The 20,221-nt window shown below is 67.4% G+C and carries 18 protein-coding genes; all 18 read left to right on the top strand.

Annotated features, from left to right (window positions below):
* The first annotated feature begins 153 nt into the window (after positions 1-153).
* The 18 genes from GT370_RS19620 (at position 154) to GT370_RS19700 (ending at position 20,158) form a co-directional block, all read left to right on the top strand.
* Positions 154-423 (top strand): hypothetical protein, encoded by a 270-nt coding sequence (locus tag GT370_RS19620; protein WP_270183616.1) that lies wholly within the window; start codon positions 154-156, stop codon positions 421-423.
* Positions 420-530, top strand: coding sequence for a hypothetical protein (locus GT370_RS19625; protein ID WP_270183617.1), 111 nt, complete (start codon positions 420-422; stop codon positions 528-530). The genes GT370_RS19620 and GT370_RS19625 overlap by 4 nt, the downstream gene beginning before the upstream one ends.
* Entirely contained in the window at positions 527-1,450 is a 924-nt protein-coding gene (locus GT370_RS19630; RefSeq protein ID WP_270183618.1) for a tetratricopeptide repeat protein, read from the top strand. The genes GT370_RS19625 and GT370_RS19630 overlap by 4 nt, the downstream gene beginning before the upstream one ends.
* A gap of 470 nt (positions 1,451-1,920) precedes the next feature.
* Positions 1,921-2,496 carry a hypothetical protein gene (locus tag GT370_RS19635; protein ID WP_270183619.1) on the top strand — a complete coding sequence of 192 codons (576 nt, stop codon included), beginning with the start codon at positions 1,921-1,923 and terminating at the stop codon, positions 2,494-2,496.
* Positions 2,400-3,236, top strand: coding sequence for a tetratricopeptide repeat protein (locus tag GT370_RS19640; RefSeq protein WP_270183620.1), 837 nt, complete (start codon positions 2,400-2,402; stop codon positions 3,234-3,236). The genes GT370_RS19635 and GT370_RS19640 overlap by 97 nt, the downstream gene beginning before the upstream one ends.
* Positions 3,237-3,316: 80 nt before the next feature.
* On the top strand, positions 3,317-3,895 hold the full coding sequence (locus GT370_RS19645; protein WP_008495453.1) for an ANTAR domain-containing response regulator: 579 nt from the start codon (positions 3,317-3,319) through the stop codon (positions 3,893-3,895).
* Between the two features lie 94 nt (positions 3,896-3,989).
* The gene (locus tag GT370_RS19650; protein WP_270183621.1) at positions 3,990-4,307 is read left to right on the top strand and encodes an ABC transporter substrate-binding protein; all 318 of its coding nucleotides are present in this window, start codon (positions 3,990-3,992) and stop codon (positions 4,305-4,307) included.
* A 181-nt stretch (positions 4,308-4,488) separates the two neighbouring features.
* Entirely contained in the window at positions 4,489-4,920 is a 432-nt protein-coding gene (locus GT370_RS19655; RefSeq protein ID WP_442865550.1) for a hypothetical protein, read from the top strand.
* A 213-nt stretch (positions 4,921-5,133) separates the two neighbouring features.
* On the top strand, positions 5,134-5,670 hold the full coding sequence (locus GT370_RS19660) for an MFS transporter (protein ID WP_270183622.1): 537 nt from the start codon (positions 5,134-5,136) through the stop codon (positions 5,668-5,670).
* Positions 5,592-6,359, top strand: a complete 768-nt coding sequence (locus GT370_RS19665; RefSeq protein ID WP_270183623.1) for an MFS transporter — start codon at positions 5,592-5,594, stop codon at positions 6,357-6,359. Before GT370_RS19660 ends, GT370_RS19665 begins: the two co-directional genes overlap by 79 nt.
* Before the next feature lie 29 nt (positions 6,360-6,388).
* Entirely contained in the window at positions 6,389-8,818 is a 2,430-nt protein-coding gene (gene nirB / locus GT370_RS19670; protein ID WP_008495456.1) for a nitrite reductase large subunit NirB, read from the top strand.
* Positions 8,819-8,823: 5 nt separating this feature from the next.
* Positions 8,824-9,144, top strand: coding sequence for a nitrite reductase small subunit NirD (nirD, locus tag GT370_RS19675; protein ID WP_205619833.1), 321 nt, complete (start codon positions 8,824-8,826; stop codon positions 9,142-9,144).
* Entirely contained in the window at positions 9,141-9,893 is a 753-nt protein-coding gene (gene cobA / locus GT370_RS19680) for a uroporphyrinogen-III C-methyltransferase (RefSeq protein ID WP_008495458.1), read from the top strand. Before nirD ends, cobA begins: the two co-directional genes overlap by 4 nt.
* Positions 9,894-9,901: 8 nt before the next feature.
* Positions 9,902-13,543, top strand: a complete 3,642-nt coding sequence (locus GT370_RS19685) for a molybdopterin-dependent oxidoreductase (RefSeq protein WP_270183624.1) — start codon at positions 9,902-9,904, stop codon at positions 13,541-13,543.
* A gap of 89 nt (positions 13,544-13,632) precedes the next feature.
* On the top strand, positions 13,633-14,322 hold the full coding sequence (locus tag GT370_RS19690; RefSeq protein WP_270183625.1) for a phosphotransferase: 690 nt from the start codon (positions 13,633-13,635) through the stop codon (positions 14,320-14,322).
* Complete coding sequence (locus GT370_RS21765) at positions 14,292-14,882, top strand: hypothetical protein (protein WP_442865551.1); 591 nt, start codon at positions 14,292-14,294, stop codon at positions 14,880-14,882. The genes GT370_RS19690 and GT370_RS21765 overlap by 31 nt, the downstream gene beginning before the upstream one ends.
* Positions 14,770-16,002: an aspartate aminotransferase family protein gene (locus tag GT370_RS19695; protein ID WP_442865552.1), complete on the top strand. Its 1,233-nt coding sequence runs from the start codon at positions 14,770-14,772 to the stop codon at positions 16,000-16,002. Before GT370_RS21765 ends, GT370_RS19695 begins: the two co-directional genes overlap by 113 nt.
* A 400-nt stretch (positions 16,003-16,402) precedes the next feature.
* On the top strand, positions 16,403-20,158 hold the full coding sequence (locus GT370_RS19700) for a Hint domain-containing protein (RefSeq protein ID WP_008495463.1): 3,756 nt from the start codon (positions 16,403-16,405) through the stop codon (positions 20,156-20,158).
* Positions 20,159-20,221 lie beyond the last annotated feature (63 nt).

Consider the following 20,221-nt stretch of genomic DNA (forward strand, 5'->3'; position numbering starts at 1 on the left):
TGTAACGACCGCGCGGCTTGGCGTGAGGCTACGCGCCGGGGCAGGTGCCATCAAGCACGCACCGCGCCGCCGCGCCAAGCTATTGAACAAGGCGCTCTTTCCGGCCTAGCTTGGGCGGCTGGGCCGGGGCGCAGACGGGGTGTGGGAGGAAAGATGAAGGGCCGCGGACGGTGTTTGGCGATCGCCTTGATGGGGATGACCCTCGCGCAGCCCGCCTGGGCCGATGCGCCGCAGGATCTCCGCTTGCTTGCCGAACGCGGCAACACGGTGGCGCAAACCCTGCTCGGGCTGGATGAGCTGACCGGCCAGGACATGCCGAAAAACGAGGCCCAGGGCTGCTCTGGCTGCGCCGCGCCGCCCGCCAGAACAACAAGCAGGCGCAATATTATCTCGGCCTGGCCTATGATCGCGGCCAGGGCGTGAAGACCGACCCGCGCGAAGCCGTCTCCTGGTACGAAAAGGCCGCGGCGCAGAATTTCGCCCCGGCGCAGAATAATCTGGGTTTCACTACAAGGACGGGCGCGGCGTGAAGCGCGACCCGGCCCGCGCCGCGCGCTGGTTCGAGAAAGCCGCCGCCCTGGGCGACCAGGCCGGGCAGACCAATCTGGCGCAGCTCTATGATACCGGGGTGGGGGTGCGCCGCGACCCCGCGAAGGCGGTGGAATGGTACGCCAAGGCCGCCGCCCAGGGCGATGCGGTGGCGCAGAGCCGGCTCGGCACCCATTACCGCACCGGCGACGGCGTGCCGCGCGATGCCGCGCTGGCGGCGCAATGGTACCGCAAGGCCGCTGATCAGGGCGATGCCTATACCCAGGACCAGCTGGGCACGCTCTATGCCACCGGCGAGGGCGTGCCCAAGGATGATGCCGAGGCCGCGAGCTGGTTCGCCAAGGCGGCGGCGCAGGGCGAGGTGGATGCCGAGAAGCAGTTGGGCGGGCTCTATAGCAGCGGCCAGGGCGTCAGCCAGGATCCCGCCCAGGCCGCCTATTGGTACGAGAAAGCCGCCGCCCAGGGCGATGAAGTGGCGCAGACCGATCTGGCGGTGATGTACGATGCCGGGCGCGGCGTGAAGCAGGATTACGGCAAGGCCGCCTATTGGTCGCGGAAGGCGGCGCAGGCGGGTGATCCGGTGGCGCAGACCAATCTCGCCATCCTGTATTATTACGGCCGTGGCGTCCCCCGGGATGCCGGGCAGGCCGCCAGCTGGTTCGCCAAGGCGGCCCGCCAGGGCGCGGCCGAGGCGCAGTTGAGCCTGGGGCTGCTCTACCAGAATGGCGAAGGGGTGAATGTCGATTTCACCAAGGCCTATGTGTGGCTGGCGCTGGCCGCCGCGCATGGCGAGGCGGAGGCGGCCACTGCCCGCGATGCCCTGGCCGCGCGCATGGCGCCCGCCGCGCTCGCCGCCGCGCAGGCCCAGGCAGCGGCGGGGCAGCTGCCCGCCGGACCGTAGCGCTGCTGAATCTGGCTGCCGGCGGCAGAGCGAGATGGGTTGACACCCCCTCGCTCTGCCTATGTTTTGGCGAGCAATTTCATGTATTTATCTTGACGCTGTCGCGTCAACCTCAACACATATTGCTCTATACAACAGGGCCCGGAATTGAATACACACTCATTGCATGAACGCGCCGTAATGATGGCGTAACCCGCTTGCCGCCGGATGCGCCGGAAAAGGTCGAACGATGATGGTTGATGGACGTACCGCGCGGCTTCTTGCCCCCTGGCTTTGGCGCTGGGCCTGCTCGGGGGCGCCGCGCGGGCGCAACCGGCGGTGCCCGCCGCCCCCGCCCAAGCCGCGCCGCTGCCGCCGCTGAACGCCGCCGCCGCCCGCGCCCTGGGCGATGCCTATTATGCCGGCACCGGCCTGCCGCAGAGCTTCGCCAATGCCGCCTTCTGGTATGGCCGCGCCGCGAAGCTGGGGATGTGGCGGCGCAGGACCGGCTCGCCCGCATGTATGCGGTTGGCCAGGGCGTGCCGAAGGATGAGGCCGCCGCCGCCTACTGGTTCGCCAAGGCCGCGGCCCAGGGCCATGCCGGCGCGGCGCTGGCGCTGGGCAATGCCTATGCGCAAGGGATCGGCGTGCCGCGCGACGATGCCAAGGCCAGCCATTGGTATGAACAAGCCGCCGATGCCGGCGATGCCCAGGCGCAGGCGGCGCTGGGGCAATATTACGCCGCCGGCCAGGGCGTGCCGCATGACGATGCCAAGGCGCAAAGCTATTTCGCCGCCGCTGCCGCCCAGGGTGACGCGCAGGCCGAATATCGGCTGGGCGAGAATTACGCCCAGGGGCGCGGCGTCACCCAGGATCAGCGCCTGGCCGCGCAATGGTTGGCCAAGGCCGCCGCGCAAAATCTCGCCGCCGCGCAGAACGCGCTGGGCGATGCCTACGCCGCCGGGCCGGCGTGGCCCGCAGCCCGGCCCAGGCGGTCTATTGGTGGCGGCGCGCCGCCACGCAGGGCAACCAGGCGGCGCAGACCAGCCTGGGCCAGGCCTATCTGAACGGCGAAGGCGTGCCCAAGGATGCGCAGACCTCGGTGTACTGGACGATGCTGGCGGTGAGCCCGCACCCCGCCGCCCCGCCCGCATCCACCATTCCGCTGCCCGCGCCCGCCTCCGCGCCCCTCCCGCTGCCGCCGCCGGCGCATGCGCGGGCCAGAGCCTATCATCGCCCGCCGCACCCGCGCGCGCCCAAGCCCCATGTCGCAAAGCCGGCGCGCCCCGCGCCGCACCCGCAAAAGCCCGCGGCGGCCGCCAAGCACCCCGCCGCGCCGTCCCATCCCGCCAAGCCGACAGCATCGGCGCCGACCCCGAAGCCGTCCCCGGCGCCGCATGAGGCCGTCAGCAAGCCCGTGCAGCAGGAGGCGCCGCACCCGTCCCCGGCCCCTGCCATCCCGCCCGCCCCGGTTCACCCTGAAGCGGCGCAACCCACCCCTCTCACTCCGCCCCCGGCTCCGGTGCCGCCGATGCCTGCGCCGGCCGCCCCGCCCAGCCGGCCCGGCCGCATCCAGCCCGCCGCCGGCCGCCGCGTCGCCCCAGCTGCCCTCGCCAGCCCTGCAGCTTCCCGCCGCGACCAAGACCGAATTCCAGCCCAGCTCGGGGCCGTAACCCCTCCGGCGGCCCCGAATCCCGGACTTAGCGCGAGATGGGTTTACACCCACGCGCTCTACTCATGTTTTAGCGAGCAATTTCATGCGTTGAGGGTGACGCTGCCGCGTCAACCTCAACGCATATTGCGCTAACAGGCGAACGGCGCGGCCAGCGCCGCGCGCCGCTTTGGCAGGAAAGTTGCTCAGCCAGAGCGCATGGACCGCGCCTCGCCATGAAAATCCTGCTCGCCGATTCCAACGCGGCCCGTCGTGAGGCACTCTCTGCCCAGTTCACCCGGCTCGATGCCGCATTTTCCATCATCGCCCTGGCGAATGACGCCTCGTTGCTGGCCGAGGTGGAGCGGCTGCGCCCGGATGTGGTGCTGGTGGACATGGCAAGGCCGGATCGCGACATGCTGGATTCCCTGCCTGCCCAGGGCGGCACCCCGCCAGTGGTGATGTTTCTGGACGGTTCCGACCCCGCCTTCATGCAGGAGGCGATCAGCGCCGGCGTCAGCTCCTATCACGGCCAGGATGTGGCGCCGGACGCCGCCAAGCTGGTGATGCGCCTCGCCGTTGCCTTCTTTCAGCGCAACCAGCAGGCGACGGCGAAATTGCAGGAGGTGGAGGAACAGGCGGAGCAGCGCCGCGCCATCGACGCCGCCAAGCGCCTGCTGATGAAGGAGGAGCGCATGAGCGAGCCGGCGGCGCATCGCTTCCTGCAACGCCGCGCCATGGACCAGCAGAAACGCCTGGCGGATGTCGCGGCGGATTATTTGGCCGCACAGACGCGGCAAGGGCAGAAACCATGAATGATGTGATCCGTCTCGGCCTGCTGCGGCTCTGCGACGCTGCCCCGGTGATCCTCGCCGCGCAGGAGGGCTGTTCGCCGCTGCCGGGCTCAACGTGGCACTGTCGGTCGAGCCCTCCTGGGCGAATATCGCGGATAAGCTCGCCTTTAACCTGCTGGACGGGGCGGTGATGCTGGCGCCGCTGGCGCTGGCCTGCGCCGGCGGGCTGCGCGGGGCGAAGATTGATCTCGCGGTGCCGATGAGTCTGTCCAGCAACGGCAACGCCATCACCTTGGCGGCGTCCATGCAGAGCGCCTTCGCGGCGGGCGGCATCGCGGCGGTGGCGGCGGCGAAGCGGCCGCGCCTGGCGGTGGTGCACGGGTTTTCCTCGCATGATCTGCTGCTGCGCCATTGGCTCGCGGGCAGGGCGTGATGCCGGAACGCGATGTCGACATCACCGTGCTGCCGCCAGCGGAAATGGTCGGCGCGCTTGCCGCCGGCGCCATTGACGGATTCTGCGCCGGCGCGCCCTGGGGGCTGGTGGCGGCAAAGGCGGGCTGGGCTTCACCGCCGCCCTCAGCCGCGACATCTGGCCCGACCATCCGGAAAAATGCCTGGCCCTGCGCGCCGATTTCGCCACGGCCGAGCCAGCGCGGCTGGAGGCGCTGCTGGGCGTGCTGCTGCACGCCCAGCGCCTCTGCGCCGCGCCGGACGGCCGCCAGGCCCTCAGCCAGCTGCTGGCCCGCCCGGAATATCTGGACCTCCCGGCGCCGTTGCTGTTGGCGGCGCTGGACCCGGCGCAAGGCGGCCCCGCTTTCACCGCCCCTTACCCGGCCCCGGCTTACGGCCAATGGTATGCGCGGCAAATGCAGCTCTGGGGCCGCGCCCCCGCTGGGCTGGAGGGGTGGCCACGCGGATCTACCGCCCGGATCTGTTTCTGCGCGCCGGTGGCGAGGCGCGCGACATCGCGGAACCGCCTGCGAATGCCAATTTTGATTAAAAAATCGGCTGATAGAATTTTTTATCACCATGATTTGCTGAAATAAAATCAAATCTCGTTTCATGCGTGCATTTTTAATCAAAATCCCGATTGAATCCCGGCGCGCCATTCTGGTCTAATAGCTCATGCGGCGCGTTGCCCGCAGGCCGCCGGGTCAAAGAGGATCAGGCAGGCGGATGGGGTTGCCCCCGTTCATTCTACTCGCGGGCCAAGGGCGGCCAGCGTGCGGCGATTTCAAAGCGCTGCCTCGAGGTTTCCAATGTCTCAAGCCCAGAGCAAGAGCTTTCTGCAATCCGGCCACACCCCCACGCTGCTGGCCGCCTTTCTGTATTTCGATCTCAGCTTCATGTGCTGGGTGCTGCTGGGGCCGCTTGGCATCCAGATTGCCAAGGCCCTGCATCTCGACCCCGCGCATAAGGGCCTGATGGTCGCCACCCCGGTTCTGGCCGGCGCCATCCTGCGGCTGTTCAACGGCGCCATGGCGGACCGCATCGGCGGCAAGAAGGCCGGCATCGTCGCGCAGAGCATCGTCATTCTCGGCCTCGCCGCCGCCTGGTTCTTCGGCATTCCCGGCTTTTCCGCCTTGCTCGGGCTGGGTGTGGTGCTGGGCATGGCCGGCGCCTCCTTCGCCATCGCGCTGCCGCTGGCCTCGCGCTGGTATCCGGTCGAGCATAAGGGCAAGGCGATGGGCATCGCCGGGCCGGCAATTCCGGCACCGTGCTGGCCGCGCTTTTCGCCCCCGCCCTTGGCCTGGCCTTTGGCTGGACCAACGTCTTCGGCCTCACCGCGATTCTGATGAGCGTGGTGCTGGTGCTGTTCATCCTCCTCGCCAAGGATGCGCCAGGCCAGGGGCCGAAAATCTCGGCGCGCGATTATCTCAGCGTGCTCGGCATGAAGGATACTTACTGGTTCATGCTGTTCTATGGCGTCACCTTCGGCGGGTTCGTCGGGCTGGCCTCCTCGCTGCCGATCTATTTTCACACCCAGTACGCTCTGGCCCCGGTGGATGCCGGCTATGCCAGTGCCGCCTGCGTCTTCGCCGGCTCCATGGTGCGCCCGCTCGGCGGCGCCCTGGCGGACCGCTTCGGTGGCATCAACGCGCTCTCCTTCATGTACCCGATCGCCGCGCTGGCGCTGGTCGCGGTGAGCTTCGGCCTGCCGACCATGCCCATGGCGCTGGCCGGCTTCGTCATCGCCATGCTGGCGCTGGGCATGGGCAATGGCGCGGTGTTCCAGCTGGTGCCGGTGCGCTACATCAAGGAGATCGGCGTGATGACCGGCATCGTCGGCTGTGCCGGCGGCATTGGCGGCTTCTACCTCGCCTCCTCGCTCGGCTTCGCCAAGCAATGGACCGGCTCCTACCAGGCGGGATTCCTGATCTTCGCTGGCCTCGCCTTGGTCGCCTTCATTGGCATCAACATCGTCCGCAATGAATGGCGCATCAGCTTCTCCCGCGGCTACGCGGAAGGCTCCGTGCGTATCTGAAGCGCAATTCAAGGAAAAGGAGTGACGCGATGGGCAAGGAAAAACTGGTTGTCATCGGCAATGGCATGGCGGGGATGCGCACCGTGGAGGAAATCCTGGCGCGTGATTCCGGCAAATATGAAATCACCGTGTTCGGCGCCGAGCCGGAGCCGAATTACGATCGCATCATGCTCTCCCCGCTGCTGGCGGGCGAGAAGAGCTTCGCGCAGATCGTCATCAATCCGCTCGACTGGTACGCGCAGAACAAGATCGAGCTGATCGCCGGCGAGCATGTGGACTGGATCGACCGCGCGCGCAAAATCGTGCGCGGCGCCAACGGCACCACGCGCGCCTACGATAAATTGCTGCTGGCCACAGGCTCCAATCCCTTCACCTTGCCGTTGCCCGGCGTGGGCCGCCCCGGCGTGATGACCTTCCGCTCCAAGGCGGATGTGGAGGAGATGCTGGCCATCGCCGCCCCCGGCAAGAAGGCCGTGGTCATCGGCGGCGGGCTGCTCGGGCTGGAAGCGGCGCACGGGCTCAATCTGCGCGGCATGGAGGTTGCCATCGTGCATCTGATGCCGACGCTGATGGAACGCCAGCTCGATGCCTCGGCCGCGCATCTGCTCGAACAGAAACTCAGCCAGCGTGGCATGCGCATCTTCACCAGCGCCAATACCGAAGCCTTTGACGGCGAGGGCGAGGACGGCCCGGTGAGCGCCGTGCTGTTGAAGGACGGCACCCGCATCGAGGCGGATCTGGTGGTGATGGCGGTGGGCATTCGCCCCAATGCCGGGCTTGGCCGCGCCGTTGGCCTCGCCTGCGATCGCGGCATCAAGGTCGATGCGTCCTTGCGCACATCGGATGAAAACATCTTCGCCATCGGCGAATGCGTGGAGTTCGACAAACAATGTTTCGGCCTGGTCGCGCCGATCTGGGAGATGGCGAAAATCGCCGCCGATCATCTCACCGGCGTGGCGCAGAGCGCATTCATGCCCATCGCCACCGGCACGCGGCTGAAAGTCTCCGGCATCGAGATGTTCTCCGCCGGCGAATTCCTGGGCGATGCCAGCACCGAGGATGTGGTGCTGCGCGACGCCGCGCGCGGCATTTATAAACGCCTGGTGCTGCGCGGGGACAAGCTCGTCGGGGTGGTCTGCTTCGGCGATGCCTCGGATGCCAGCTGGTATTTCCAACTGCTGAAGGATGGCGCGGATCTCGGTGATTTGCGCGATACCGTCATTTACGGCCCGGTCGCCGCCGCCGGCGACCCGCTGGAGAGTCTCGCTTTGCTGGGCGATGACGCGGAGATCTGCGGCTGCAACGGGGTGAAGAAAGGCAGCATCGTCAACGCCATCGAGAGCGGCTGTGCCTCTCTGGACGAGCTGCGCGCCTGCACCAAGGCCTCGGCCTCCTGCGGCTCCTGCACCGGCCTGGTGGAAGGGTTGCTGAAGCTCACCCTCGGCGCCGACTTCAAACCCGCCAGTGTCAAGCCGATGTGCAAATGCACCACGCATGGACATGACGAGGTCCGCCACCGCATTCGCGGCCAGGAGCTGAAAACCATCCCGGCCGTGATGCAGGCGCTGGAATGGACCACGCCCGATGGCTGCGCCGCCTGCCGCCCGGCGCTGAATTTCTACCTGCTCTGCGAATGGCCTGGCGAATATCAGGATGATCAGCAATCGCGCTTCGTCAATGAGCGCATGCACGCCAACATCCAGAAGGACGGCACCTACTCCGTCATCCCGCGCATGTGGGGCGGTGTCACCTCCGCCGCCGAGCTGCGCGCCATCGCCGATGTCTGCGATAAATTCGCCATCCCGACGGTGAAGATCACCGGCGGCCAGCGCGTCGATATGCTGGGGGTGAAGAAGGAAGACCTGCCCGCCGTGTGGGCGGATCTCAACGCCGCCGGCATGGTCTCCGGCCATGCCTACGGCAAGGCGCTGCGCACGGTGAAAACCTGTGTCGGTTCGGAATGGTGCCGCTTCGGCACGCAGGATTCCACCGCCATGGGCATCGCGCTGGAGAAAATGACCTGGGGCTCCTGGCATCCGCATAAGGTGAAGCTCGCGGTCTCCGGCTGCCCGCGCAATTGCGCGGAAGCGACGATCAAGGATTACGGCGTCGTCGCCACCGAAGCGGGGTGGGACCTGCATGTCGGCGGTAATGGCGGCATCAAGGTGCGCGCCACCGAGCTGCTCTGCAAGGTCACCACCGAGGCGGAGGTTCTGGAATATTGCGGCGCCTTCCTGCAACTCTACCGCCAGGAAGCCCGCTATCTGGAACGCACCGCCCCCTGGATCGAGCGGGTCGGGCTGAAATATGTGCAGGAACGCATCGTGGACGATGCGCAAAACCGTGCCGCGCTCTACGAGAAATTCCTCTACGCGCAGAGATTCGCGCAGATCGACCCCTGGGCGCAGGAAGCCGCGACCAACCAAACCTCTTATCAGCCGCTGGCGGAGCTGGTCTAATGGATATGAACATTCCCCTCTTCACCGATGTCGGCGCGCTGACCGAGATTCCGCGCCTGGGCGCGCGCTGCGTGAAAACCGCCTTCGGCGACATCGCGGTCTTCCGCACCAATGACGACCGCGTCTTCGCCCTGCGCGACCAATGCCCGCACAAGCAGGGGCCGCTCAGCCAGGGCATCGTGCACGGCAGCTCCGTCACCTGCCCGCTGCATGGCTGGGTAATTTCGCTGGAAACCGGCGAAGCGCAGGGGCCGGATAGCGGCTGCACCAGCCGCTTCCAGGTGAAGCTGCAGGATGGGCGGATCCTGCTGGCGGTGACGCCATGAGCCGGGTGGTGCTGGCCGGGGCCGGGCCGGGCGATCCGGATCTGCTCACCGTGAAAACCCTGCGCCTGCTGCAAACCGCCAGCGTGGTGCTGCATGATTCATTGGTCAGTGACGAGATCCTGGCGCTGGCCCACCCGCGGGCGCGGCTGATCGATGTCGGCAAACGCTGCTTTCGCCATTCCGCCACCCAGGCGGAAATCTGCGCCCTGCTGGTGCGCGAGGCGCGCGCCACGCCCGGCATCGTGCTGCGCCTGAAAGGGGGTGATCCGATGATCTTCGGCCGCGCCACCGAGGAGATGGCGGCGCTGGAGGAGGCCGGCATCGAATATGAGATCATCCCCGGCATCACCGCCGCCCTGGCCGCCGCCGCGACGCTGCAACGCTCGCTCACCCAGCGCATGGTCTCGCGCGCGGTGCATTTCGTCGCCGGCCACACCGCCGAGGGCGATATCCCGGCGCATGATTTCGCGGGGCTGGCGCAGCGCGGCGGCACGCTCGCCCTCTATATGGGCGCGCAAACTCTGGGTGGCTTCGCGGCGCATCTGCTGGAGGCGGGGCTGGACCCGGCCACCCCGGCCTTGGCGTTCGAAAACGTCTCCCGCCCGGATGAGCGCGTCCTCGCCGCCAGCATCGGCACGCTGCCGGCGCGGCTGCGCGCGCAAGCGGGGGAGGGGCCGGTGCTGATCCTGATCGGCGAGGCGATGGCCGGGCGCGTGCCGGTGCGCCTGCCTCTGGCCGCCTGCGTCTGAGGGCTGGCGTGGCAGAGCAGGTCAAATCCGTCTGCCCCTATTGCGGGGTCGGGTGCGGCATCGTCATGCAGGTGGAGCAGGGGCGCGTCACCAAGGTCAGCGGGGACAAATCCCACCCCGCCAATCGCGGCCGGCTCTGCACCAAGGGGCAGAGCTGCCATCTGCCGCTTAGCCAAGGGCGGCTGGACAGCGCCTATATCCGCCCCGCCCGCGCCGATGGGCAGCAGCCTTTGCCCGCCTTGGCCGCCGTGACGCAAACCGCCGCCCGGCTGCGCGCCATTCTGGACGCGCACGGCCCGGATGCGATCAGCTTTTATATCTCCGGCCAGATGTCGCTGGAGGCGCAATATCTTGCCAACAAGCTGGCGAAAGGCTTTATCCGTACCCGCCATATCGAGGCCAATTCCCGCCTCTGCATGGCCAGCGCCGCCACCGGCTACAAACAGTCCCTTGGCGCCGACGCCCCGCCCGGCTCTTATGACGATCTCGACCAGGCCGACACATTCCTGGTCATCGGCGCCAACATGGCGGATTGCCACCCGATCCTGTTCCTGCGCCTGCTCGACCGGGTGAAGCAGGGCGCGAAGCTGATCGTGGTGGATCCGCGCCGCAGCGCCACGGCGGAGAAGGCGGATCTGTTCCTGCAACTCAAGCCCGGCACGGATATCGCCCTCATCAACGGCCTGCTGCGCCTGCTGCACGAGGCCGGCCAGACCGACACAGCCTTTATCGCCGCGCATACCGAAGGCTGGGAGGCGATGCGGAAGCTGCTGGCCGATTACGGGCTGGCGCAAGTGGCGGCCATCACCGGCCTCGATGCCGCCGATATCGCAAAAGCCGCCGCCTGGATCGGGCGCAGCAAGAAACTCGTCAGCCTGTGGACGATGGGGCTGAACCAGAGCGTGCGCGGCACCTGGAACAGCAATGCGCTGTGCAATCTGCATCTGGCGCTGGGCGCCATCTGCCGGCCAGGCGCCGGGCCGTTCTCCCTCACCGGCCAGCCCAACGCCATGGGCGGGCGCGAGATGGGTTATATGGGCCCGGGCCTGCCCGGCCAGCGCAGCACCCAGAACCCGGCCGACCGCGCCTTCACCGAAACCCTCTGGACCCTCCCCCCCGGCAGCCTGCGCGATGCCCCGGCCAGCGGCGCGGTGGCGATGTTCGATGCGATGGCGCAAGGCGAGATCAAGGCCTGCTGGATCATCTGCACCAACCCGGTCGCCAGCATGCCGGCGCGCGGGCGCACCATCGACGGGCTGAAGGCGGCCGAGCTGGTGATTGTCCAGGATGCCTTCCTGGACACCGAAACCGCCCCTTATGCGGATATCCTGCTCCCCGGCGCGCTCTGGGCGGAAGCGGACGGGGTGATGGTGAATTCCGAACGCAACATGACCCTCGCCCCGCAAGCCGTACCCCCGCCCGGCGCGGCGATGGCGGATTGGCGCTGGATCGCGCAGGTGGCGACCGCGATGGGCTATCCCGGCTTCGCCTATGCCAATGCGGCGGAAATCTTCGAGGAGATCAAGCGTTTCTCTAACCCGCAGACCGGCTACGACATCTCCGGCGCCAGCCATGCGCGGCTGGCGGATACCCCGCTGCAATGGCCGGTCGGCCCGCATTCCGGCCCGCGCAACCCGGTGCGCTATATGGCCAGCGGCACGCCGGTTTTCCCCACCGTCTCCGGCCGGGCGATGTTCCACCCGCGCCCCTGCCTGCCCCCGGCGGAGCTGCCGGATGCGGCATTTCCCTTCATCCTCAATACCGGCCGGGTGCAGCATCAATGGCATACCCTGACCAAGACCGGCAAAGTCCCGGCCTTGAACAGGCTCAATCCCGGCCCGTTCGTCGAGATCCATGCGCAGGATGCCGCCGCGCTGGGGCTGCAGGAAGGTGACAGCCTGGCGCTGCGCTCCAGGCGTGGCCGCGCCGTGCTGCCGGCCCTGCTCAGCCCGCGCGTGCAGCCGGGCCAGCTCTTCGCGCCCTTTCATTGGAATGACGTGTTCGGGGATGATCTGGCGATCAACCAGCTCACCAGCCCGGCGGTGGATGCGGCCTCGCTGCAGCCGGAATTCAAGATCTGCGCGATGGCGCTGGAACGCGTCGCGGCGGTGAGGCAGGAGGTGCCAGAGACGCTGGCCGGGCTTGCACCGGAGGATGCCGCGGTGAGCATCCTCTACGCCTCGCAAACCGGCACCGCGGCGGCCCAGGCGCAGGCGGCGGCGCAGCGTCTGGGCCTCATCGCCCGGCCGATGAACGAGGCCAGCCCCGCAACCCTTGCCGGTACCGTGCTGTTCTTCGCCGCCAGCTTCGGCGATGGCGAGGCGCCGGACAATGCCGCCCGCTTCTGGCAGGCCCTGGCGGCGCCGGGCGCGCCCCGGCTGGAAGGGCTGCGCTTTGGCATTCTCGGCTTCGGCGATACCGCCTATGCGCGCTTTTGCGGCTTCGCGGCGGCGCTGGAGGCGCGGCTGCTGGCGCTGGGCGCCACCGCCCTGCTGCCCCGGCGCAATTGCGAGCCGGGCGAGGAGGCGGCGGCGCAAGCCTGGATCGATGCCGCCCTGCCGGCGCTGGGGGCCCGCGCTGCCCCCGCCGCGCCCGCGCCGTCCGGTGTCACTCGCACCAGCCCGTATCGCGCCCGGCTGATCGGCAATCACCGGCTCAACCAGGCCGGGTCAGAGAAAGACACAAGGCAGATCATCTTCGACCTCGCCGGCGCCGGCATCGCCTATCAGCCTGGCGATGCGCTGGGCGTCTGGCCGGAAAACGACCCGCGTCTGCTGGAGGAGCTGGCGCGGCTCACCGGACTGGCGCCCGAACAGCTGGCCGGGCGGGATATCTCCCGCCTCACCCCGGCGATGCTGGCATTCTGCGCCGCCCGCGCTCCGGCCCTGGCCACCGGCCCAGCGCGGGATGCGCAAGCGCCCTGGCACAAAGGCTGGCAGCTGCGCGACCTGCTCGCGGATTATCCGGTCAAGGCCAGCCCAGAGGAATGGCTGGCGCTGCTCAAGCCGCTCACCCCCCGACTCTACTCGATCGCTTCCAGCCTCGCCGCGCATCCGGATCAGGTCCATCTGACCGTGAATATCCTGCGCTACGAGGTCGCCGGGCGACAAAGCGGCGGGCTGTGTTCGCGCTTCCTGGCGGACCGGGCGCGGGCGGCGGCTTTGTTCATCCAGCCCAGCCCGCATTTCCGCCTGCCGGCGGATGATGTGCCGATCATCATGATCGGCCCCGGCACCGGCATCGCCCCGTTTCGCGGCTTCCTGCAGGAGCGCCAGGCAAGAGGCGCGCCCGGCCGCAACTGGCTGGTCTTCGGCGAGCAGCGCGCCGCCTGCGATTTCTATTACCGCGAAGAGCTGGAGGCGCTGGCGCGAGCCGGGTCTCTGCACCGCCTCTCCACCGCCTTCTCGCGCGACCAGACGCGGAAAATCTACGTCCAGGACCGGCTGCACGAGGAGGGAGCGCGGCTCTGGGCCTGGCTGCAGGAGGGAGCGTGCCTCTATATCTGTGGTGACGCCGCCCGCATGGCCAAGGATGTGCATGTGGTCCTCGGCCAGATCATCGCCGCGCACGGCGATATGGAAGCCGATGCGGCGTCTGCCTATCTGGACCAGCTGGCGGCCGAAAAGCGCTATCTGCGCGATGTCTATTGATCCCTCTGGTCGGTCGTTTTACCCCGCTCTGGCACTGTACGGGAGATGTCGTCTCGTCTTGCAGTCACTGATCATAGCTGTACGAGACCATGTCCCACCAAGCCGCGCTCGATCTTCTGGAAACCCCGCCGCCCGATATCGCCCTGCCGCCAATCCTGGCGTTTCTGGCGCGTGAATACGGGCTGCACGGCACGCTGACGCGGCTGCCCAGCGAAAAGGACCTCACCTTCGGGCTGGATACCGGCGCCGGGCGGGACTGGGTGGTGAAAATCGCCAATATCGCCGAGCCGCCGGAGGCTCTGGCGCTGCAGGCGGCGGCACTCGACCATCTCGCCGTCACCGCGCCGGATCTGGGCACCGCGCGCGTGCGCCGGACGCTGACCGGGGAGGTATTTCCCCGTATCCACGACGAGGCGGGGGCGGCGCATATCATGCTCGTGGTCTCCTATGTCCCCGGCGCACAGATTGGCGGTGAGGCGTTGAACGCGGCGGATGCGGCGGCCATCGGCAACATGCTGGCCGGGCTCGATCGCGGCCTGGCCGGCTTCACCCACAAGGCCGCCCAGCGCACCCTGCTTTGGGACCATCGGCGGCTGCCCGATTATACCGGGATGATGGAGATGATCGCCGATCCGGCGCATCAGGCGCTGGCACGGCGCGCTCTGGCCCGCTACCGCGCGGCGGCGCTGCCGCATCAGGGGCGCTGCGCCAGCAGATCGTGCATAATGATTTCAACCCCTACAACATCATGCGCGATGAAGCCGGCCGGCTCGGGGTGATCGATTTCGGCGATATGCTGCAGGCCCCTTTGGTGCAGGATCTGGCGGTGGCGCTGGCCTATCTGGTGCCGCGCGGCGAAGGCGCTCTGGGCCATGCCCCGTCCTGCGTGCGGGCCTATGGCGCCATGTTGCCGCTGACGAAGCTGGAGCAACAGCTCCTCCCGGCTCTGACCGGCGCGCGCGCGGCGTTGACCCTGACCATTGCCAATTGGCGCGCCGCCCGTAATCCGCACCGTGCGGACTATATCTTGCGCAACGCCCCCAGCGCCGCGCGCGCCCTTGCCCGCCTGGACGCGGCGGGGACGAGGCCGCCGCGCTGCTTTTCGCGCCGTAATCCGAGGACCCAAGATGACCGACGCTCCGCCCTCCGCCTCAGGCCCCAATGCCGGCATGGTCAACGCGTTCTCGGCGCGGGATGCCGCTTTGCTGCCCGCTGCCGATGCCGCCTTGGTCGCTCGCCGCCAGGCGGCGCTGGGGGCGGCCTACCGGCTATTCTACCGCACCCCGGTGCATCCGGTGCGCGGGCTGGGCTGTATCCTATGGGATGCGGAGGGGAATGAATATCTGGATGTCTATAACAATGTCGCCTCGGTCGGGCATTGCCATCCGCATGTGGTGGCGGCCCTCACCGCCCAGGCCGCCACGCTGAACACCCATACGCGCTATCTGCACGAGACCATTCTCACCTATGCCGAGCGGCTGCTGGCGACATTGCCGGCCGAGATCGGCCGGGCGATGTTCACCTGCACCGGCAGCGAGGCGAATGATCTGGCAATGCGCATCGCCCGCCACGCCACCGGCGGCAGCGGCATCGTCGTCACCGAGCTGGCCTATCATGGCGTCACCGAGGCGGTGGCGGCGTTTTCGCCCTCACTCGGCAAAGCCTCGCCGCTGGGGGCGCATGTGCGCACCGTGCCGGCACCTTCCGGCGAAAATCCCGGCCCGCGCTTTGCCGCCAATGTCGCCGCCGCCTTCGCCGACCTCGCCCGCCATGGCATCCGCCCGGCGGCCTTGATCGTGGATACGATTTTCTCCTCCGATGGCGTCTATGCCGACCCGCCGGGCTTCCTGGCCGCGGCGGTGGAGGCGGCGCGCGCGGCGGGGGCCTTGTTCATCGCCGATGAGGTGCAGGCGGGCTTCGGGCGCACCGGCGATGGCATGTGGGGCTTTGCCCGGCATGGGGTGGTGCCGGACATCGTCACCTGTGGCAAGCCGATGGGCAATGGCCATCCGATGGCCGGGCTGTTCGCGAAGCCCGCTTTGGCCGACGCGTTCGGCCAGGCGATGCGCTATTTCAACACCTTCGGCGGCAATCCGGTCTCCTGCGCGGTGGGCATGGCGGTGCTGGATGTGATCGAGCGGGACGGGCTGATTGCGAAGGCCCGCAGCACCGGCGCCTTGCTGATGAAGGGCTTGCGCGGCCTCGGCGCCCGCCATGGCGAGATCGGCGAGGTGCGCGGGGCGGGTCTGTTTATCGGGCTGGCGCTGCGCGATGCGCGGACCGGCGCGCCTAGCGCCGAAGTGGCAGCGAAGATCGTCAACGGGCTGCGCGACCGGCGCATCCTGATCAGCGCCACCGGGCCGGATGCGAATGTGCTGAAAATCCGCCCGCCTCTGGTCTTTGGCCCGGCCGAGGCCGGGCGGCTGCTGAGCGCCATGGACGAGATTTTGCGCGGCTGAACCGCCCGGCGCGGGCGAGTCCCGCCGCCCGGTTGACCGCGCCGTCCTCACAGCTGGCGGCGAAGAGGCGGCAATTCGTGTGACTCCGCGATTCATCAACGCGTCTATTCATTAAGTTACGATATCAACATAATATCGAATTCAACAAAAGCAGCGCTGGGTGAGACGTGTGAAATGTCCGCCAAGCGCGGTCTGAACCCAGCGTTGTCAGTGGTTATAACTAAAAACAAGACAAAAAAAGAAACGTAACATACAGTTTTTAATCGCCACTCACGGAAATTTGTAGATAAATTTGGCTGATGTGCCTTTTTTTATCCGATTTTTGATGGTTTAGCATACGCAAATTTAACTTTCGCGCGTGCCGGGAGCCGTCCTGGCTGGCTTCATTGGAGTGCTGGGAATGTCTGACACGTGGAACGGCTCGTACTCGAGCAACTGGTACAACGACTATAACTGGAGCGGTTATGCGCCGGCCTCCTCCGCGACGGGTAACCAGTCCATCGTCATTTCCGGCACCAACAGCACCCAGCCCTATCTGGCCCCGACGGACAATAACGCCAGCGTGATCATGGTGGCCCAGACCGTGACCACCAACAACACAACCTATTATGTCCTGCAAGAAAACCAGGTCGCGGGTGAGAGCATCACCCTGACCAGCGGCGCCAACCTGACCATCGGCGGCGAAGCGCTGGGTATTTTCTACGGCAATAGCGGCACCACCGCCGCCGGCACCACGATGACCGGTCTGCATGGCGCGCTCTCCTCCACGCCGCGCTACGATTCTTACATGTCGGTCTATGCCAGCGGCACCGACACGCTGACCGTCGAGACGATCAACGAAAATTTCGGCCTGATCGACGCCGCTTCCGGCGACACGCTGAGCATCGCCAACACCATCGGCGGCAATGCCCAGGCGCTGCACGGCCTGATCAATTACGGCCTGATCTCGGTCAGCGGCACGGGTCTCATCGACATCACCGCCGGGACCATGGCAGGGCAGACCGCCACTGTCTCGAATTTCTACAATGCCGGCTGGGTCGTCGATAATGGCGGCCAGCTGAACATCGAGGCCACCGTGCTGGACGGCGCCAACACCGCCTCCTCCTCCACCACCATCGATGGCTATATCGTCATCGAGAACGGCGGCAACGCCACCCTCTCCGCGGGCTTTGCCACGCAGGAGGAAGTGACCTTCTCCGGCAGCGGCAACACCCTCTCGGTTGCCCAGGGCACGCTGAATAACGGCACCATCGCCGGCTTCACCTCAGGTGACACGCTGGAGATCGACGGTTTCACCAGCGCCTCCAACATCACCTTCGCCAGCGCCGGCGGCAACACGCTGCTGACCACCCATAACGGCGGCACCGCCACCACCCTGACCCTGGCCGGCAGCCTGGCCAGCCCGGTGGTGATCGGCACCAACAGCGCCGGGGCCGAGTATATCTCCGCCGCGCCCAGCACCATTTCCAGCGGCACCAACACCCTGGTTGGCGCCAACGGCACCGTCACCGCGGCCAGCACCATGGTCGTCAGCGGCCCCGGCACCCAGCTGAGCAGCAACGAGTCGATCACCGGTGCGGGCACCATCACCATCCAGAATGGTGCCACCTTCGGGCTCTACAACACCGCCGGCAATGACGGCTCGCTCAGCGTCGTCTTCGGCACGCTGGGTTCCGCCAGCTCCCCGAACGAGCTGATCGTCAATGACAACAGCGCCGGCTTCGGCGGCACCATCACCGGCTTCACCGGCAATGATGTGATCGATCTCGGCGCCTCCGTGCTGCCGGCCCTGACCAGCGGCGAGGGCATCTCCTACAGCTACGCCAACGGCGCGCTCACCATCGCCGAGACCAGCAGCAACGGCGCCACCGTGGCCAGCACCAAGCTGAGCATCTCCGGCACCGGCCTCTCCACCTCTTCCTTCGTGGTGCTCTCCAGCGCCAATGGCGAGCTGGTCGAAACCGCGCCGACCGCCGCCACCTCCTACGTCTTCACCGGCGCCACCAATTCGAATTTCGAACTCTACTCGAACTTCTCCGGCGGCGTTGCCCCGGGCGATGTGCTCTCCGCCAATGAGCGCGTGACCATCGCGACCAACACCGCGTCCGTCACCTCCAGCGGCGTCACCGATAACGGCGTGATCTCCGTCGCTTCCGGTGCGAAGTTCATCGATGCCGGTTCGCTGAGCGGCACCGGCACGCTGGCCGTCGCGGGCTCCGCCACACTGACCGGCGCCACCACGCTGGGCGCGATCACCGATAGCGGCACGCTGGTGCTGGCCGGCAACGATGCCGCCGCCATCTCGCTCGCCTCCGGCGCGCAGGTGACCCTCTCCGGCGCGTTCAGCGACAGCCAGGCCATCACCGGCCTCGGCACGCTGACCGTGAATAAGGGCGTCACCGCGTCCCTGGCCTCCGGTTCCAGCTTCGCCGCGATCAATGATTTCGGCACCATCATTGCCGCCGGTTCACTCTCCGGCCCGGTCAATATGGAAGGCAATGGCGCTGGCAGCGTGCTGCAGATGGCGCTGGGAAATACCGTGCCCGCGCTGACGAATTTCGGCACCACCGATGAGCTGGTCGCCACCGGCGTCTCCATCCCGGCCGGCGAAGGGCTGACCATCAGCTACGCCAATGGCGTGCTGACCGAGACCCTGACCGACAGTTCCGGCAACGCGCTGGGGACGAACACCGTGTCTCTGGCCGGCGTCTCCGGCACCACCCTGACCAGCGGCTCCTTCGTCAATCTGATCGGCACCAACAGCGTCACCATAGAGCTGGCCCCGACCATTGCCACCGCCTTCACCTTCACGGGTGCAAATGGCTCGAATTTCGAGCAGGCGAATAATTTCTCCGGCAATGTCGCCCCAGGCGACGTGATCTCCGCCAAGGAGACAGTGGTCGTCGGCGCCAATGCCGCCTCGGTGAGCAGCAGCGGCGTCACGGATAACGGCTTCATCACCGTCGCCTCCGGTGCGGCCTTCCTCGACGCCGGTTCGCTGACCGGCACCGGCACGCTGGCCGTGTCAGGTTCCGCGACCCTGACCGGCGCCACCACGCTGGGCGCGATCACCGATAGCGGCACGCTGGTGCTCGGCGGCACCGACGCCACGGCGGTCTCGCTGACCTCCGGCGCGCAGGTGACCATCGCCTCCAATTTCAGCGACAGCAAGGCCATCACCGGCCCGGGCACGCTGACGGTGGATAGCGGTGTCACCGCCTCGCTGGCCTCCGGCTCCAGCTTCTCGGCGATCTATGATCACGGCACCATCATCGCGGCGGGCTCGCTCTCCGGGCCGATCAACATGGAAGGCAATGGTGCGGGCAGCGCGGTGGATTTCACCGGCAGCAACGTCACCAACCATGTGCTGAACGAGACGCTGACGAATTTCGGCAGCACCGACGCGATTACGCTGGGTGCTGCCAATTTCTCGCTCAGCTCCAGCGCCGACAAGCTGACCGAGACCTATAATAACGGCACGCTGGTGGTGAGCGACACCACTGACGGCGCCGCCGTGACCATCGCGCTGAGCCTGAGCTCCGGCGACAGCGCCAGCTGGGCCAAGGTGAGCGATGCCTCCGGCCAGCTGGTCGTCACTCTCTGCTTCTGCGCCGGCACCAACATTGCCACGCCGAGCGGCGAGGTTGCCGTTGAGGCTCTGCGCGAGGGCGACCTGGTGCTGACCCAGGATGGCCGCGCTCTGCCGATCCGCTGGCTGGGACAGAGCCATGTCGCCAAGGCCTTCGCCGACCCGATCCGCTCCTACCCGGTGCGGATCAAGGCCGGCGCCCTGGGCGAAAACCTGCCCAAGCGCGATCTCTGCGTCTCGCCCGACCATGCGATCTTCCTGGACGGCGTGCTGGTCCAGGCAGGGGCGCTGGTGAATGGCGAGAGCATCGTGCGCGAGCGCGACATCCCGGCCCAGTTCACCTACTACCATGTCGAGCTGGCCAGCCATGAGCTGCTGCTGGCCGAAGGCGTGGCGGCGGAAAGCTTCGTCGATAACATCGAGCGCATGCATTTCCACAACTGGGATGAGCGCAGCGCGCCGGAGACCGCGATCGCCGAGCTGCCCTACCCGCGGGCGAAATCCGCCCGCCAGGTGCCGGCCGCGACCCGCGCCCGCCTGCTGGCTGCGGGGCGCCGCGTCGCCTGAGCCTGACGGCGGTCATCATCTGAAAAGGGCGGCTTCGGCCGCCCTTTTTTGTGCCCGCTTCGC

The organism is Acidocella sp. MX-AZ03, assembly GCF_027626035.1.
GTDB classification, from domain to species: Bacteria; Pseudomonadota; Alphaproteobacteria; order Acetobacterales; family Acetobacteraceae; genus Acidocella; species Acidocella facilis.